Below are 15449 nucleotides of genomic sequence, written 5' to 3'. Positions count from 1 at the left end.
CCTTAGGTGCAAGGGAATACATCCCTCAACTGAAAATTGTTAGTTAATTTGGAGAGGAGAAATATAAAAATGGGAAGAATTATTGGAATTGACTTGGGTACCACCAATAGCTGTGTTGCAGTTATGGAAGGTAATGATCCAGTGGTCATCGCAAACAGCGAAGGCCAGAGGACAACTCCCAGTATTGTTGCATTTACCTCCAAGGGAGATCGCTTGGTAGGTCAGCCTGCAAAAAACCAGATGGTCACGAATGCAGAGAACACTGTTTGGTCCATCAAGCGCTTTATGGGACGCAAATACCATGAAGTTCCTTCTGAACTTGGAAAAATACCCTATAAAGTAACCACCAAGAATGGTGATGAGATAAAAATTGATATCCGTGGTGAGTCTTATTCTCCTCAGGAAATCTCTGCAGCAGTCCTGCAGAAAATGAAGAAGACCGCTGAGGACTACCTTGGTGAAAGTGTTACCGAAGCTGTCATCACGGTTCCTGCTTACTTCAACGATGCTCAGAGACAGGCAACCAAGGATGCCGGAAAGATTGCCGGTCTTGATGTAAAGCGTATCGTCAACGAACCTACCGCTGCAGCCCTTGCCTATGGTTTGGGAAAAGATGCATCCAAGGAAGAAAAGATTGCAGTGTACGACCTTGGTGGTGGTACGTTCGATATTTCCATTCTTGAATTGGGCGATGGCGTTTTTGAAGTAAAGTCTACCAACGGTGATACCCACCTCGGTGGCGATGACTTTGACCAGAGAATCATCGAATGGATGGTCAGCGAATTCAAGAAGACCAACGCCATTGATCTGGCCGGTGATAAGATGGCATTGCAGAGACTGCGTGAGGCAGCAGAAAAGGCGAAGATCGAGCTCTCCAACTCGACCAGCACTGACATAAATCTGCCGTTCATTACCGCTGACAGTACCGGTCCGAAACACCTGCAGATGACGCTTTCCCGTGCAAAGTTCGAGCAGATTGTTGCTGACTTGATTGAGCGCTCCAAGCTCCCTGTCAAGAATGCACTCCGAGATGCCGGTCTGACTGCTGCTGATATCGATGAGGTTATCCTCGTTGGTGGATCAACCAGAATCCCCGCTGTCCAGGCTGTAGTCCGTGAACTATTCGGCAAGGAACCCCACAAGGGTGTAAACCCCGATGAAGTTGTTGCCATGGGCGCTGCCATTCAGGGTGGAATTCTTGGTGGAAACGTCAAGGACGTACTGCTTCTGGATGTTACTCCGCTCTCCTTGGGTATTGAGACCCTCGGTGGTGTCTGCACTCGTTTGATCGAGCGCAATACGACCATCCCTACCCGCAAGAGCCAGATTTTCTCCACTGCAGCTGATGGTCAGACTGCTGTGAGCATTCATGTTCTGCAGGGTGAACGCGAGATGGCATCCCAGAACAGAACGTTGGGCAAGTTCGACCTGATTGGTATTCCTGCAGCTCCTCGCGGCGTTCCCCAGATTGAGGTCACCTTCGACATCGATGCAAACGGTATTGTCCACGTTTCTGCAAAGGATCTGGGCACCGGCAAGGAGCAAAAGATTCGCATTGAATCCTCTGGCGGTCTCAGCGATGCTGATATCGAAAAGATGGTCAAGGAAGCTGCTGCTCATGCTGAAGAAGACAAGAAGGAACGCGCCCGAATCGATGCCCGCAACGAAGCTGACAGCCTGATCTACTCAACCGAAAAGTCCCTGAAAGAGTACGGTGACAAGATCACTAGCGAAGACAAGGCAAAGATTGAGAGTGCCATCACCGACCTCAAGAGAGTGATGGAGAACCAGGGTGCAACTGCTGAGGAAATCAAGGCAAAGAATGAAGCCCTGCAACAGGCAGCCTACAAGCTTGCCGAAGAAGTGTACAAGCAGAGTGCTTCTCAGGGTGCTGCCCAGGGTGCCGATGCTTCCCAAGCGCAGGAAGAGCCTTCTGAAGCTCCGAAGTCGAAGCACAAGAAGGACGGCGTTGAGGATGCAGACTTCGAAGTCGTAGACTAAGGAGTCGGTAACAGGGTACTATAACGCAACGGCTTACCATCATGTCGGCTTCGGGCCGACATGATGTTTCTAAGGCCAATCTGTTCTAAGGAAGTCGCATCGTGGCGAAACGTGATTATTATGAAGTGTTAGGGGTCGCCAAGGCCGCAACACTTGAAGAGATTAAGAAGGCATACCGCAAATTGGCGATTGCCAACCATCCCGATAAGAATCCGGGGGATAAGGCAGCAGAGGAACGCTTCAAGGAAGCTACCGAAGCCTATGATGTCCTTGGAGATGATAAGAAGCGCAAAATGTATGATCAGTACGGCTTTGCGGGTGTCGATGGTGCCAATGGTGGCAATCATGACTACTCCAATGTCTACCGTGATTTCAGCGATATTTTCGGTGGTGGATTTGGTGGCGGCGGTTTCGAGGACATTTTCAGCTCCTTCTTTGGAGGAGGTTCTCGAACACAGGGCCGAAGTAACCAGCGTGGCCCGGAAGCCGGGTCTTCCCTGCGTTATGATGTGGATATTGATTTCAAGGATGCTGTATTTGGGACGAAAATCGAGGTTGCTTATTCCCATCAGGTAGCCTGCGAGGAGTGTCACGGTTCTGGCTCCGAAGGGAGCAGTGGAACCAAGATTTGCCCCACTTGCAACGGTAGCGGTCAGGTAAGACGCAACAGCGGTTTCTTTGCCATCGCAAGCACCTGTCCCACCTGTAATGGAAGCGGCCAAGTGATTGAGAACCCCTGTTCCTCCTGTCATGGGACGGGCTTGAAGCGGAAACAGCAAAAGGTCAAAGTGACCATTCCTGCAGGAGTCGATACGGGAAGCAGGGTAGTACTGCGCGGCATGGGCGATACTGGCCCTAACGGCGGTCCCTCTGGTGATTTGTATGTATACATCAATGTGAAGCCTCACAAGTATTTTGTAAGGCAGGATTATGATTTATATTGCCAGATTCCAATTTCGATTACCCAAGCTTCATTGGGAGCCGAGATGCAGGTCCCCACTATCGATGGTCAATCGATCAAGGTCACTATTCCCTCGGGTATCCAACACGGGAAAATGCTTCGGGTGAGGGAGAGGGGAGTTACCAAGCTCAACTCAACCGATCGAGGCGATATGTATATCAAGCTGATGGTGCAAGTCCCCAAACGTTTGGGTATGAAGGCAAAGAAGCTGATGCAGGAACTTTCGGATGCAATGGGTGAAGACACATCCCCGAATCCGGTTCCATTTGATGAAGAATAACATGGCCAGGGCTACCGAATTCGGTAGCCCTGTTGCCCACATTACGAGGAGCACCATATGGGTGAGAAGATTATTGGCTTTCATGCCATTGAAGAAGGACTAAAAGGAGCAGCCTCAGGGTCTGTTCTCTATCTTGTACGTGGCATGGGAAGCAATACCCAGGCGTTGGAGCGACAAGCTCTGCTTACCGGCAAGGTACTCGTTAAGAAGATTGCAAAGGTTGAGATGGACCGCATGGTCGACCAAGCCGACCATCGGGGAGCGGTACTGGACCTTATGGTGCCCGGCAAGGGATCAGGGGCTCGGATTCCTGCCATGTCGGTGAAGGAATATTGCGCCACCCTCAAGGACGATGATTCGGCTTTGGTTTTGGTACTGGATGAGATTACCGATCCGCAGAACCTTGGTGCGATACTTCGTTCGGCAGACCAATTCTCCGTTTCGTTGGTAATCATTCCCGAACGACGCAGCGCCCAAGCCAATACCACCGTAGTGAAGGTTTCCTCCGGTGCTGCCCAGTACGTGCCATTGGCTACGGTTACCAACATGAATCGTGAAATTGAGTACCTCAAGAGCCAGGGTTTCTGGGTCTACGGTGCATCCATGAGTGGGCAGGCTGTGTATAAGACAGTATTCCCCAAAAGAACCGTGTTGGTAATGGGCAATGAGGGTAAGGGAATCGGGCAGCTAACACAGAAGCTCTGTGACCATATGGTTACGATTCCGATGAGCGGGCATATCGATTCTCTGAATGTATCCGTTGCGACCGGGATTCTGCTCTATGAAGTGAGAAGGCAGCAAGCTACCAAGTAAGACAAATCAAGTTGTGTGTATAGGGGTACAGGGTTCTTCTGTACCCTTTTTCTATATCTATGCATACATTTTGCATTGAGTTGCATAAATAAAACAAACTTTTCTTGTGTTATGGCTATCTTTTTCGTATCATGGTTTGTGGGATATATCCCAATCAAGGAGATAAGTAGAAATGAAAAAGACGTTAGCTCTTGTTCTTTGCATCCTGCTGGCCTCTGGTTTCTTGTTTGCACAAGGTGCACAAGAGACTGCTGCCGCAAAACCTGCTGCCAGTGACTTCCATGTTGGTATTGTCACCGGTACAGTTTCCCAGTCTGAAGATGACCTGCGTGGTGCTGAACGCCTGATTCAGGAGTACGGTTCTGTTTCCACCGGTGGCATCATCCAGCACGTCACCTATCCTGATAACTTCATGGATGAAGCCGAGACAACCATCAGCGTAATCAGCGGCCTCGCCGACGATCCGAAGATGAAGGCAATCATTGTCAACCAGGCAATTCCTGGAACCACTGAGGCTTTCCGCCGCGTCAAGGAAAGAAGACCCGACATTTTCACCATCGCTGGTGAAGCTCACGAGGACCCGGGCGTAATCCAGACTTCTGCAGACCTTGCTGTCAACAACGACTTCGTGGCCCGTGGCTATCTGATCATCCGCACCGCTCACGAGCTCGGATGTGACACATTCGTACACATCTCCTTCCCCAGACACCTCAGCTATGAGACCATGAGCCGCCGCGTTGCCATCATGCGTGCAACCTGTGAAGAACTTGGTATGAAGTTCGTGCTTGAGACCGCTCCCGATCCGACCTCCGACGTCGGTGTTGCCGGTGCCCAGCAGTACATTCTCGAGAAGGTTCCCGCGTGGATTGAAACCTATGGCAAGAAAGCAGCCTTCTTCTGCACCAACGATGCTCACACCGAGCCCCTGCTCAAGCAACTTCTGGCTTACGGTGGTTACTTCATTGAAGCCGACCTCCCCAGCCCGTTGATGGGCTATCCTGGAGCTCTGGGCATCGACCTTGCTGCTGAGGCTGGCGACTTTGCCGCTATTCTCAAGAAGGTTGAAGCTTCTGTTGTTGCCAAGGGTGGCGCAGGCCGCTTTGGTACCTGGGCTTATTCCTATGGTTACACCACCACCGCCGGCCTCGGCCAGCATGCCATCAACGTACTCAAGGGCGAGAGCGAACTGCTCAAGCTTGCTGACATCATGAAGGCATATGGTAAGTACACCGCTGGCGCAAAGTGGAATGGCGCATTCTACACCGATGTCAACACTGGTGTTCGTGCTCGCAACCACATCCTCATTTATCAGGACACTTACATGATGGGTAAGGGTTACATGGGCAATGCTGACCTCATTGTTCCCGAGAAGTATTTCTCCATCAAATAAGGTATTCTAGTTGAAACTTTGAGGGGGAGAGTGATACTCTCCCCCTTTGTACCGCTACATGAAAGTTAATGTTGGAACGTGGTCGTGACTGTTGTCTGCTTGCAGGCAAGAGCCACAACCAAGTTTGGAAGGATAGAACAGATGAATGAGAACGATGCTCCCTTGCTGGAGATGAGACACATCAGCAAGGACTTTTTCGGTAATCAAGTACTCAGCGATATCAATTTCTCCCTGAAAGAAGGGGAGATTTTGGGCCTCGTCGGGGAGAATGGTGCTGGAAAGTCCACCTTGATGAAAATTCTCTTTGGCATGGATGAGATCCATCAAACCGGTGGATTCGGCGGGGAAGTCTTGATGCATGGACAGAAGGTTGCATTTTCTTCCCCCATTGATGCCTTGGCGAAAGGAATTGGCATGGTGCACCAGGAATTTTCCCTGTTGCCGGATTTTACAGCCACAGAAAATATTTTGCTGAATCGTGAACCGCTTAAATACACTTGGCTCAGCGAAGTGTTCGGAGAGCGGATGAATCTCCTCAACCGTGTAGAGATGGAAGAGATCTCCAAGCGTGCCATCGGGCGTCTGAATGTTCCCCTTGACGCCGACATGGTAGTTTCACAGATGCCTGTAGGACATAAGCAGTTCACCGAAATCGCACGAGAACTGAGCAAGGAAGCTACCGAGGCTACAGAAGGAATAAAACTCCTGGTACTCGATGAACCGACCGCGGTACTTTCTGAACAGGAAGCCGACAGTCTGCTTGCTGCCATGCGTAAGCTTAGTGACGCAGGGATAGCCATTATTTTCATTACCCACCGCTTACAGGAAATTATCGATGTCTGTGATACCATCATGGTCATGCGTGACGGTAAGATTATCAAGACCGTTCCTGCCAAAGGTGTTGTGATCACGGAAATCGCACGATGGATGGTCGGTCGTGATGTAAATACCGCTCAGCGGCAAGCTCGAAATTTCGACTATGAGAAGTCCCCGGTAATTCTTTCAATGGAGAACCTGTGGGTGAACATGCCCGGTGAAACGGTCCGGAATGTGAATCTTGAGGTCCATAAGGGTGAGATTCTGGGTATCGGCGGCATGGCTGGCCAAGGAAAGCTCGGCATCCCCAATGGTGCGATGGGGCTGTTCCCTGCCGGTGGGAAGATTACCTTTGAGGGGAAGCAGATTGAGTTGAACAACCCCCGTAATTTTCTGGACGCCGGTATGGCTTTCGTGAGTGAGGATCGTCGTGGTGTTGGCCTGTTGCTCGATGAGACACTGGAATGGAACGTCTCGTTTACAGCGATGCAGGTTCAGGAGAAATATCTTAAGAAGTACCTGGGTGGGGCCATCAAATGGCGTGACCAGGATGCAATCGAAGAAGAAACAAACAGCTATGTAAAGCAGTTGGAAATACGCTGCACCAGCACCAAGCAGAAAGCGAAGGAGCTGAGCGGTGGCAATCAGCAGAAAATCTGCCTTGCAAAGGCATTTGCTGTTGCTCCGAAACTTTTATTTGTCTCCGAGCCCACGCGGGGCATCGACATCGGGGCCAAGAGCCTCGTGCTCAAAGCCCTGAGGAAATACAACGAGGAGAGTGGGACCACCATAGTCATGATATCCAGTGAACTTGAAGAACTTCGAGCGATTTGTGACCGGATCGCAATTATCAGCGACGGTAAGGTGTTTGGCATTCTTCCGGCATCCACCGACAGTGCGGAATTTGGACTGTTGATGGTTGGACAGACAAGTCAAGCGCAACAAGGAGGGAGTCTATGAACTTCGAAAAGCTGACAGCTTCGATCAAGGGCATGGTGCACTCCTTTGGGCTTCCCCGTGTAATCATCGCCTTGTTCTTGTTGGTTCTCTTCATTCTTGCTCCGTTTGTGGGGGTAAATGTAGGAACCAGTCTCTCTGATACGCTCAATCGCTTTGGCATGAACGCAGTCATGGTTTTGGCCATGGTACCGATGATTCATAGTGGTTGCGGGCTGAACTTCGGTCTTCCCCTGGGCATTATTGCAGGCCTTCTTGGTGCAACCATCAGCCTGCAAATCAATGTTCCGGGGCCGTTCTCATTTGTTTTGGCAATCCTGCTTGCCACTCCGTTCGCCGTCATTCTCGGCTGGGGGTACGGGCAGTTGCTCAACCGGGTCAAAGGTGGGGAGATGATGATCGCCACCTATGTTGGATTCTCCAGCGTAGCTTTCATGTGCATCATGTGGCTTCTGCTGCCGTTCAGCAATCCCACCATGGTCTGGGGGTTCAGCGGGTCCGGCCTTCGTACCACCATTTCGGTGGAAGGGTACTACCTGCATGTACTCAACGATTTACTGTCGATTCGGGTTAGTGACCATTTGCTCATTCCTACCGGTATGATTTTGTTCTTTGCTCTTCTTGCCTTTGCCATTTGGGCCTTCCTGCATACCAAAACAGGTACCGCTATGACCGCTGTCGGGTCGAACCCGGTGTTTGCCCGAGCTAGCGGCATCAACGTCGACCGTATCAGGACCTTGAGTGTGGTCATGTCAACCTGGCTCGGGGCAATCGGCATTCTGGTGTATCAGCAAAGCTTCGGATTCATCCAGCTTTATATGGGTCCCTTCTACATGGCCTTGCCGGCAGTTTCGGCAATCCTTATCGGAGGTGCTTCGGTTAATAAGGCTTCGATCCTGAATGTTGTAATCGGTACCTTCTTGTTCCAGGGTATTGTCACCATGACTCCGTCAGTCATGAACTCGATGATTCACACTGACATGAGCGAGGTTATCAGAATTGTGGTTTCAAACGGTATGATCCTCTACGCCCTGACCAGAAAGACGGAGGCAGTACGATGAAACTCCAGATGACTACTATGCAAAAAGTACTTCGTTTTATGGCAAACAATACCGTGCCAATCCTATTCTTGGTGATTTGTGCATTTGGTATTCCTCTCAGTGGATACTCTGCTAATTATTTGCTAAGTGAAATTATTATCCGTATTGTCAGGAACTCCTTTTTGATTGTAAGCCTCCTGATTCCCATTTTGGCGGGCATGGGGCTGAACTTCGGTATGACTCTAGGCGCGATGGCAGGCCAAATCGGCTTGATCTTCATCAGCGACTGGGGCATCGTAGGTATTCCGGGTATGCTGCTGGCGATGATTATTTCCACCCCCATCTCCATTGTGCTGGGGTGGTGGTGCGGTAAAATCCTGAACATGGCCAAAGGCCGTGAGATGGTTACCAGCTATATCATCGGTTTTTTCATGAACGGTATTTATCAGCTGATCGTTCTCTATGGTATGGGAGCCATCATTCCAATCCGTTCAAACGCCTTGTTGCTTCCCCGTGGGTATGGTATTCGCAATACCGTCAACTTGATTGGTATCCGCAAGAGCTTGGATGACCTGTTGACGGTTAGGCTTTTCAATATTCCCATCCCTCTTGCCACCTTTGCTCTCATTGCGATTCTCTGTCTATTTGTGCTTTGGTTCAAGAAAACCAAGCTCGGACAGGATATGCGGGCGGTTGGCCAGGATATGGAGGTTGCACGGGCAGCTGGAATACGCGTTGAGCATACCCGTATTATCTCGATTATCATTTCCACCGTATTTGCCGGCTTTGGCATGATTGTGTACATGCAGAATATTGGAACGCTTAACACCTACAACAGTCATATGCAGATTGGTATGTTCAGTGTGGCGGCCCTTCTTGTAGGTGGCGCAACGGTTGCAAAGGCAAATATCAGAAACGTATTTCTTGGTGTCATTCTGTTCCACCTGATGTTCATTGTTTCTCCGATGGCAGGCAAGAACCTCATCGGACAAGCCCAGCTTGGCGAGTATTTCCGGGTCTTTGTCTCCTATGGCGTCATCACCATCTCACTGGTTCTTTATGAAGTGAGAAAGAAGCGGGACGAGAATATTGCAGGTCTTGAGCTTGCAGCCGAGCAGGAGGTGAAAGCATGAGTATTACCTTCAATCGAAAAACATGGATTCGTCTTGCCTGTATTGTTTTAATTCTTGTATTCTCCGTTTTCCTCTTCTTCATCGGAAGAATGCATACAGTTCTCGTCGACAACAAGACTGTTACGGTCAATGGAACCGAGGTCAAGGCTCTGCAGTTGGTGGAGGTTCAGCTCAACAAGCTTGATGGACTTGAACTAGCCGCCCGCGACCGTGACAAGTTCGAGGTAACCGGCCAGACCCATAAGGTGACCGTAATCTATACGGACTCCAATTGGGAAGAGCACACGATTACCCGAAAGTTTACAGTCCCCTTGATGCAGGACATGGTTATGGTTCTTGTTCCTGCCTTGGTTGCCAATGCAGATGCGGATCAAAGCGTCTGGCTTCAGAACTATGCTCCTCCTACCTATGCTATTACCGCAGCTCAAGTGGAGGAATCAGTAGTAACCGATGACCTGGCCGGCTTGATTACCGAATTGTAACTTCAACAGAAAAAGAATTGAATTATTGGGGGGGTGCTATTTGGCCCCCCTTCATTTATACTGGTGAAAATTATCAAAAAGAGGTCTCTCATGCGAATGTTTCGTGCATCGTTACTCGTTTTGCTTATTGCACTGACGCTTTCACCACTTTCTGCATTCTCAAATCAGCAGAAAATATTTAGTTTGGATAGCGATGTCTATTCAGCCATACAAACTCTCTATATTGCCCAAGGGCTCTCCCTCCCTTCAACAACCGGACCTTATAGCCAAGCTGAGTTGGCCTTGATGCTAACGAAGCTCAAACCTGACAACCTGAGAGGAAGTCTTGCTGCAACCTATGACTATGTAGTTCAACAACTGGATATCCAGCCTAAAGTTTTGGGTGACGGCATAGGCCTCTCCTGGAACCTCGATGTAAACCTGGAAGCCTATTACCATACCGATACCACCAATTTCACCGGCAGGGATACCTGGGAAAGAGGGTATATTGATCAGAAACCTCTTTTGGCCATCGGCTTGGAAACCTGGCCTGCCGACCATTTCTATGGGTATTCGGAATTTACTGTGGCAAACACCAATACCTTGGAGAATGGGTTTGGGACTACCCCCTTCGCCAGTAATGTGATCATGCTGCCTCCAGCTCTGATGCCGGATTTGGACTTCAACATGCCTTATAGGGCCTTCGTTGCAGCAGGAGGGGACCATTGGACCTTCCAGCTTGGTCGTGATAGGCTGAATTGGGGTGCAGGAACGAGTGGCAACCTTATGCTCAGTGATACACTGAAGTATCACAACATGGCCCGTCTCACCACGTTTTCTGACAAGTTCAAATATACCTTTGTGGCATCGTTTTTCCCGCATCCTTCGAGTTATTTCGATACCCCGACAAATTCACAGACTGATGGCCCTCTTCTGGGTGATGGACAAGGATCTGTACTCAAGGGAATCTACATGTTCATGGCCCATCGCTTGGAGTGGAGAATGCTTCAGGACAAACTGGGGCTTACTGTCACTGAAAGCATCATGTACCAGAGTGAAGAAAATCTTTTGGATCTGAGGATCTTCAATCCTGCCATGATTTTCCATGACTACTACATCAGAAGCAATGCCAACTCCATCCTTGGCTTTGAGCTAGACTTCACCCCATTTCGTGGCTTGAACATCTATGCCCAAGTCGCCGTTGATGAATTTTCGCTTCCCGGTGAACCCGTACCAAGTGCAACGGTTACCAATTATCCGAATACGTTTGGGTACCTTGCAGGAATCCAAGGAGTACTGCCCATGAAGAAGCATGTAGGGTACGCATCGCTTGAGTTTGCCTATACAGATCCGTATCTCTACCTTCGTTATGCCTCTACAAGCGAGCCTGATACGAGTGCGTATGACGCCTATGGGATACAGTATGTAGGGGTAATCCGCGAATTCACCAATTACCAAGGTACACGCTACAACCCGGAGTTCCTTGGCTATACCTATGGCAACGATGCTTTGGTTGTGAATCTCAATGGGGGCGTGAAGTCGTTTGGAAGATGGAGTGTCTCATCCAATATATTCTATATGGCTCACGGTACTTTCGACATGTTCACTATCTGGGATCGTGTAGGAGGCAGCACGGGATCTCCCTTGGTTACTACTCCCACTGACAATGGTGGTGATAGTGCAGGAAACTACAACGACAATACCTATGCATCCCGAAACGCAGTATCCTATACCTTTGTTGCAGGTGTGAATGGCTCCTATCAGCTTACCAACGGTCTCTCGGTCTTTGGCCAGGTTGATTACATCAGCATCAGCAACTACAAGAACAAGAGCGGTGTTACCGCCGGAGATGTGCAACTGACCCTTGGTGCTATGTATCGAATATAAAGGAGAATATGTATAGATAATCGGCAAGTATATGTATATAAAGGAATGGTATAGCAAGAATAATCGGGATTCTGGAACGTCCCATGATCCCCTTTGTTTCTGAAAATCCATAGTACACTGCGAGAATTATGAGTGCCTCAGATACGGTATTGATTGACGGCAGAGGGTAACTGAGGATAGGATGAAGGTACAGAAAGACTCTGTTTTGTGTTTCCTTCTAGACATTGTTCTTTCTGGGAGAGTTCTGAGACGATTTCTTCAGACCGTTCCCTTTGCGTGGGGGGATCGAACAGTTGGCGGCTGCCTGGGGAGGTGGCCGCCTGTCTTGAGAGAAGGTGGATGGTCGGCAATGAGGCTTCGTAGGGGTACGGAGCCTCATTTCTTCAGACTTTGGGATTGATTCTCAAATTACCTGACAGCCATGCCAAAAGTTGGGCTTCCGGTACCGGCTTGGAGAAGTAGTATCCCTGTACGAATTGAATCCCCTGTCCCTTCACCATTTGCAGCTGTTCTTCCGTCTCCACTCCTTCGGCGACCATGCTTTTACCAAGATATTTCAGCATTCCGGCAATAAGGACGAGTAGTTCATAGTTGTTGGTTGCGTTCGAAACCACGCTTCTGTCAAGCTTGACGAAGTCGAACGGCTTGCTTACCAGCGTCTCCAAATTGGAATACCCGGTACCGAAATCATCGAGGAGAAAATGTATTCCTCGTTCAGAAAAGGCATTCCAATTCTTTTGTACGGAATCAGAGGGGCTGAGAAGCACTGACTCCGTTACCTCAAAACTAAGTTTTCTTGCATCCACCCGGGTCTGCTCGATGACGTCGAGAATCCGATGGGCAAATTCTGAAGAGTTCAAGTCATCAGCAGAGATGTTGATGGAAATGTGAGATAGATGGGATGTCTGCTGCTCATGAGTTTTCAACAGTGTGCAGACCTTTCGTATGATAATCTCTGTCAGTGGAGAAATGAGGCCTGCCATCTCTGCGGCGGGAATGAACTCTCCGGGAGAAATCATTCCAAGACGCTCGTCCTCGATGCGCATCAACGCTTCAGCAGCGATAATATGGTGGTCCTGCATATCGATGATTGGCTGATAATGGACCTTCACCATCGACTCATCCCTCACTGCTTTTCTGAGGACCGAGAGAATATCGAGTTTTCTCTGGCGCAAGGGGATCAGTTTCTGGTTGAAAATGATTACCGAAACCCTTCGCCTCTCCTTGATCTTGACCATGGTAAAGTCCAGTGAGTCAGCGATTTCTTCCAAGGTATTCGTTTTCAGGGGAGTCTCGACAATAGCAATATTGATGTGACAGACGATAGGCACGTCTTCAATGATAAACCCTTCATTGGTGATGGCTCTGATGCCTTGAACAATTCGCACTACGCCATTATGGGTTTGGCGTGGAAGAATGAGAGCGAACCGATTGCCGAATAGCCGATATACAGAACCCAGTGTAGTAAATGTGCTGAGTTTGGCTGCAAAAAGCTGGAGGAAGCGATCCCCATAGGAATTGCCGTAGCGTTCGTTGATCAATCGGAAGTTTTCGATATCCAACATCAGAATCGTCGTTTCATGACGGGTGTGCACGATATGCTTGAGGTGCTCATAGTAGGCAGTGTAGTTGGGGATTCTCGTCAACAAATCCAAGGTGAGTTCTCTTCTTTGCCAAACCAGGTAACTGAGCAACAGCATGAAGGTGCTGCTGAGACCTAAGAGATACGGTTGGCGGAACCACTGAAAGAAGATGAGGGAGAGAAGCAGAAAGAGGGACGAGAAGAGAAACAGTATGCGGATGTAACTGGGTATTTGTCGCCAACGAGAGAACAAGGAAATTACCTGAATAAGAATGAATAAGCTGCTCAGTAAGTGCATATACAGCAGGCCGGGTCCTTCTATGAATCTTCCGGCATCAGAGAAGATAAACAGTCTGTTGAAAGCGAGGTCGGTAAATGTGACAATAGCAGCCAGGGTGAGGATGCTGACCTGTACCCGTTCGAGAATGCGTGCCGTCCTTTGATGAAGGAGACGGCGTTCGATGGCACGCATCCAAAAAAGGATATAGGTAGGAATGGCCAGCATGTGTATAAGGGTTGCTACTCTTGAAAACCAAGGAAACAGTGTAAGGTAGCCCCGCATGGATAGGTGGACGATGATGGAAATACCGAGATAGAACAGATAGGAGAACGCAACCGAGGTTATGGAGTCTTGCTTTGGGTGTTTGGAATCTTTTTGGGAGCGCCGATGTTCGATGAGTATGGCAGCTACAATAAAGAACGATATAATCTCAGCTACAATTAACTCCATTGGGTCCTCTACTTCCTGTGGCTCAATTCTACTCTTAAATGTGGAAGGCATGCAAATTAATTCAGCCCCGCATCAAAAATGTGCTGTGCTGAATACAAAAAATCAAAGCTATGTTGCTTGTAGTTAGTTCTCGAAGAAACGGTCGCCGATATCCTTGCGGAACCATGCACCCTCAAAATGTACATGCTTGACGCCTTTATAGGCATTCTTATTCGCATTCATGATATTGTAGCCGACACCGACAACTGTGACACAACGGCCACCGGTAGTGACCAATTTACCTTCAATTTCCTGAACACCGCCGAAGTAATAGCGAGGGGCTCCTTCGAAGGTGTTGAGCATCAAAGAAGCAGGCATTGGCTCCAGGTCCTTGCCGATGATTGGCTTCTCCGGATAGCCTTCGGAGGCGACAACCAAAGCTACCGTGGACTTGGTGGATGCTTCGAGGGTGATTGAGGAAAGGGTATCGTGCTTCATTGCATTGAGAATATCGACAATGTCTGTTTTGATCAGGGGTACAAAAGCCTGGGCTGCCGGATCGTTGAAACGCACGTGGTAGTCAACAAGAATCGGACCACGCTTGGTGATGATGACGCTGATCGTCAATACACCCTTGTAGGCCATGCGCTCGGCCTTCAATCCGAACAGAGTGGGCTCGATGATGGTATCGACCAAGGCTTGGCTTACCTCCTCCTGGAGCGGCACAGGGCAAATGGAGCCCATACCTCCTGTAGGAAGACCTCCCTCTTCAGCTTTCATGTAATCGCTGCTGGTGGGCAGGGCGAGGTAGCCTTTGTTGTCCAAAAACAACGTGACAGTAATGGGAAGGCCGTTGAGGTGCTCTTCCAATATGATAGGGCTGGTTGCAAGGATGTTTTTTGAAAACTCCATCAAGGAGTGGTAATCCGAGGAGTCAATCATGACACGACTCGGTGCAATGGCATTACTCTTTACGACAAATCGCTCACCCTCATGGCGCTTAAGGTATTCAGAAAGTTTCTGCTCATCGTCGAAGAGAGCATGGGTGGGGGTGGGGATGTTGTGCCGGTCGGTAAACATACGGCTGAAGTTTCGATCACCCTCAAGTTTCAATGCTCGGCTTGGGGCTCCAAAGGTGTCGATGCCCCTTTCATTAAGGTAATCGATAACTCCGGTGAACAAGGGGGCTTCAGTACCAACGAAGACAAAGTCGATCCCATGGGTGCTGCAAGCTTCATAGACCTGCTTGGGGTCTGAGGGATCAATAGCAAGATTGGTGGCGATGGACTGCGTCCCCACATTGCCCGGAGCAACGAACAATCCGTTGATCAGGCGGCTTTGGGAGAACCACCATGCAATGGCATGGTCTTTGGCTCCGGAACCTAACACTAATACTCTCATTGCACTTCCTTACTCTCA

11 protein-coding genes are annotated in these 15449 nt (G+C 49.3%); 9 read left to right on the top strand and 2 right to left on the bottom strand.

What is annotated here, in order from left to right:
* The first annotated feature begins 69 nt into the window (after positions 1 to 69).
* The 9 genes from dnaK to SPIBUDDY_RS14175 all read left to right on the top strand — a co-directional run bounded on the left by dnaK (position 70) and on the right by SPIBUDDY_RS14175 (position 11739).
* Complete coding sequence (dnaK, locus tag SPIBUDDY_RS14215; protein ID WP_013608466.1) at positions 70 to 2001, top strand: molecular chaperone DnaK; 1932 nt, start codon at positions 70 to 72, stop codon at positions 1999 to 2001.
* 101 nt (positions 2002 to 2102) lie between these two features.
* On the top strand, positions 2103 to 3242 hold the full coding sequence (dnaJ, locus tag SPIBUDDY_RS14210; protein ID WP_013608465.1) for a molecular chaperone DnaJ: 1140 nt from the start codon (positions 2103 to 2105) through the stop codon (positions 3240 to 3242).
* Between the two features lie 57 nt (positions 3243 to 3299).
* Entirely contained in the window at positions 3300 to 4055 is a 756-nt protein-coding gene (gene rlmB / locus SPIBUDDY_RS14205; RefSeq protein WP_013608464.1) for a 23S rRNA (guanosine(2251)-2'-O)-methyltransferase RlmB, read from the top strand.
* A gap of 172 nt (positions 4056 to 4227) precedes the next feature.
* On the top strand, positions 4228 to 5445 hold the full coding sequence (locus SPIBUDDY_RS14200) for a DUF3798 domain-containing protein (protein ID WP_013608463.1): 1218 nt from the start codon (positions 4228 to 4230) through the stop codon (positions 5443 to 5445).
* 141 nt (positions 5446 to 5586) lie between these two features.
* Complete coding sequence (locus SPIBUDDY_RS14195; protein ID WP_013608462.1) at positions 5587 to 7221, top strand: sugar ABC transporter ATP-binding protein; 1635 nt, start codon at positions 5587 to 5589, stop codon at positions 7219 to 7221.
* Complete coding sequence (locus SPIBUDDY_RS14190) at positions 7218 to 8279, top strand: ABC transporter permease subunit (protein WP_013608461.1); 1062 nt, start codon at positions 7218 to 7220, stop codon at positions 8277 to 8279. The genes SPIBUDDY_RS14195 and SPIBUDDY_RS14190 overlap by 4 nt, the downstream gene beginning before the upstream one ends.
* Entirely contained in the window at positions 8276 to 9391 is a 1116-nt protein-coding gene (locus SPIBUDDY_RS14185) for an ABC transporter permease (RefSeq protein ID WP_013608460.1), read from the top strand. Before SPIBUDDY_RS14190 ends, SPIBUDDY_RS14185 begins: the two co-directional genes overlap by 4 nt.
* On the top strand, positions 9388 to 9873 hold the full coding sequence (locus SPIBUDDY_RS14180; RefSeq protein WP_013608459.1) for a DUF6672 family protein: 486 nt from the start codon (positions 9388 to 9390) through the stop codon (positions 9871 to 9873). The genes SPIBUDDY_RS14185 and SPIBUDDY_RS14180 overlap by 4 nt, the downstream gene beginning before the upstream one ends.
* Positions 9874 to 9963: 90 nt before the next feature.
* Positions 9964 to 11739: a hypothetical protein gene (locus SPIBUDDY_RS14175; protein ID WP_013608458.1), complete on the top strand. Its 1776-nt coding sequence runs from the start codon at positions 9964 to 9966 to the stop codon at positions 11737 to 11739.
* Positions 11740 to 12122: 383 nt separating this feature from the next.
* Here SPIBUDDY_RS14175 and SPIBUDDY_RS14170 read toward each other — a convergent pair whose 3' ends face one another.
* Entirely contained in the window at positions 12123 to 14051 is a 1929-nt protein-coding gene (locus SPIBUDDY_RS14170; protein WP_013608457.1) for a putative bifunctional diguanylate cyclase/phosphodiesterase, read from the bottom strand.
* A 123-nt stretch (positions 14052 to 14174) separates the two neighbouring features.
* Complete coding sequence (gene purD / locus SPIBUDDY_RS14165; RefSeq protein WP_013608456.1) at positions 14175 to 15431, bottom strand: phosphoribosylamine--glycine ligase; 1257 nt, start codon at positions 15429 to 15431, stop codon at positions 14175 to 14177.
* Positions 15432 to 15449 lie beyond the last annotated feature (18 nt).

The organism is Sphaerochaeta globosa str. Buddy (genome assembly GCF_000190435.1).
GTDB classification, from domain to species: domain Bacteria; phylum Spirochaetota; class Spirochaetia; order Sphaerochaetales; family Sphaerochaetaceae; genus Sphaerochaeta; species Sphaerochaeta globosa.
Note: the sequence above shows the minus strand (reverse complement) of the source record. Positions and strands in the feature narration are given on the sequence as shown.

Excerpts from the sequence above, each read along its gene's own strand:
- rlmB (WP_013608464.1), top strand. The coding sequence starts at position 3,300 with ATGGGTGAGAAGATTATTGGCTTTCATGCCATTGAAGAAGGACTAAAA.
- SPIBUDDY_RS14170 (WP_013608457.1), bottom strand. The coding sequence starts at position 14,051 with ATGGAGTTAATTGTAGCTGAGATTATATCGTTCTTTATTGTAGCTGCC.
- SPIBUDDY_RS14180 (WP_013608459.1), top strand. The coding sequence starts at position 9,388 with ATGAGTATTACCTTCAATCGAAAAACATGGATTCGTCTTGCCTGTATT.
- purD (WP_013608456.1), bottom strand. The coding sequence starts at position 15,431 with ATGAGAGTATTAGTGTTAGGTTCCGGAGCCAAAGACCATGCCATTGCA.
- SPIBUDDY_RS14195 (WP_013608462.1), top strand. The coding sequence starts at position 5,587 with ATGAATGAGAACGATGCTCCCTTGCTGGAGATGAGACACATCAGCAAG.
- SPIBUDDY_RS14190 (WP_013608461.1), top strand. The coding sequence starts at position 7,218 with ATGAACTTCGAAAAGCTGACAGCTTCGATCAAGGGCATGGTGCACTCC.
- SPIBUDDY_RS14200 (WP_013608463.1), top strand. The coding sequence starts at position 4,228 with ATGAAAAAGACGTTAGCTCTTGTTCTTTGCATCCTGCTGGCCTCTGGT.
- SPIBUDDY_RS14185 (WP_013608460.1), top strand. The coding sequence starts at position 8,276 with ATGAAACTCCAGATGACTACTATGCAAAAAGTACTTCGTTTTATGGCA.
- dnaK (WP_013608466.1), top strand. The coding sequence starts at position 70 with ATGGGAAGAATTATTGGAATTGACTTGGGTACCACCAATAGCTGTGTT.
- SPIBUDDY_RS14175 (WP_013608458.1), top strand. The coding sequence starts at position 9,964 with ATGCGAATGTTTCGTGCATCGTTACTCGTTTTGCTTATTGCACTGACG.